This is a genomic window from Ornithinibacter sp. (assembly GCF_035443565.1).
In the GTDB taxonomy this organism is placed as follows: Bacteria; Actinomycetota; Actinomycetes; order Actinomycetales; family Dermatophilaceae; genus Fodinibacter.
Map to the genome: position 1 here is coordinate 1 of NZ_DAORSO010000415.1, position 1,129 is coordinate 1,129.

At 70.4% G+C, this 1,129-nt stretch carries 2 protein-coding genes and 1 riboswitch; of the genes, one reads left to right on the forward strand and one right to left on the reverse strand.

Going from position 1 to position 1,129, the window contains the following annotated elements; all coding sequences use genetic code 11:
* Positions 1-204 precede the first annotated feature (204 nt).
* Positions 205-480 carry a DUF4235 domain-containing protein gene (locus PLL68_RS15635; RefSeq protein ID WP_324535676.1) on the reverse strand — a complete coding sequence of 92 codons (276 nt, stop codon included), beginning with the start codon at positions 478-480 and terminating at the stop codon, positions 205-207.
* An 88-nt stretch (positions 481-568) separates the two neighbouring features.
* A riboswitch (TPP riboswitch) is annotated at positions 569-671 on the forward strand.
* 87 nt (positions 672-758) lie between these two features.
* Here PLL68_RS15635 and PLL68_RS15640 point away from each other — a divergent pair.
* Positions 759-1,129 (forward strand): ECF transporter S component (locus PLL68_RS15640; RefSeq protein ID WP_324535678.1); only part of this gene is annotated, 371 nt, incomplete at its 3' end.

A 1,129-nucleotide genomic window follows, 5' to 3' on the forward strand; every position in this document is an offset into this window, starting at 1 on the left:
CGGTCGGTGGGGCTCGGGCGCTGCGGCGCGGCGACATCGGGCGGATCGCCGTCGGCGGGCGTGCCGATCTGGCGGTGCTCGAAGCGCCCTCGTTCGAGCACCTCGCCTACCGACCGGGGATGCCGCTGGCCCGGGCCCTCGACCTCACCTGAACCCGGAGGTGCCGGCGTTCGTCATCCGGCCCGAGGTCATCTGGGCCCGAGGTCAGACCGCCTCGTCGCGGATGGCCTCGGGCAGGTGACCCGCCGAGGCCTCGTAGTACGCAGCGGCCTTGCGGGTGGTGAGGGTCTTCGCGGCGCCGACGGCCAGCCCGGTGAGCGCGGCGTAGAGGACCGCCTTGTTGATCGGTGCCTCGGGGCTCTTGGGGTTGACGTCGTCCTGCACGGCCCGTGACCAGATGAGGTCGACGACCTTGGTCGCGAGCACCCCTGCGAGCACGGCTCCCCCGGTGCCCATGATCTTCCAGGCGAGTGGCCCCATGCTGGTCGGTCCTTACGTCGGTGGTGTGGTGCGGTCGCCCGTCCGGCGAACCGCGTCCACTGTAACCGCCAGGGGCTACAGTGGAGGAGTTCAACGACAGGGGAGCGCTCCAGCGCTGAGAGTGCGGTCCGCCGCAGACCCTCGAACCTGATCCGGTTAGCACCGGTGTAGGGAGTCGGGAAATCTCAGGTGGTCCTCCAGCACACCGCGGCTCGTTCGCGGGGCGCTGGCGGCCACTTCCCCGAGGTACACACACCACACCTCGGGAGATGTTTCACATGGCCACACAGATCGAACCCACCACCCAGGAGCCGCGGTCCAGGACCGGTCGCTCCCTCACCGCGACCCGCCCACTCATGGGTTGGCGCACCGTCGACATCCTCACGATCGCCTTCCTCGGCGCGGCCCTCGGCGTCGCCTTCTGGGGCTGGGGCGTGTTCTACAACGGGCCGATCACCGCCCTGAAGATCGGCTACGCGCCGCTCATGGGCCTGTTCTCCGGGCCGTGGTTCCTCGCCGGCGTCGTCGGCGGCCTCGTCGTCCGTCGCCCGGGTGCTGCCCTGTTCTGCGAGGTCGTGGCCGCCCTGGTCTCCATGCTGCCGGGCACCGAGTGGGGAGCGACCGTGCTCATCTCGGGTGTCCTGCAGGG

Bases quoted from the DNA above. Each gene is read 5' to 3' on its own strand.
- PLL68_RS15635 (WP_324535676.1), bottom strand. From the start codon at position 480: ATGGGGCCACTCGCCTGGAAGATCATGGGCACCGGGGGAGCCGTGCTC.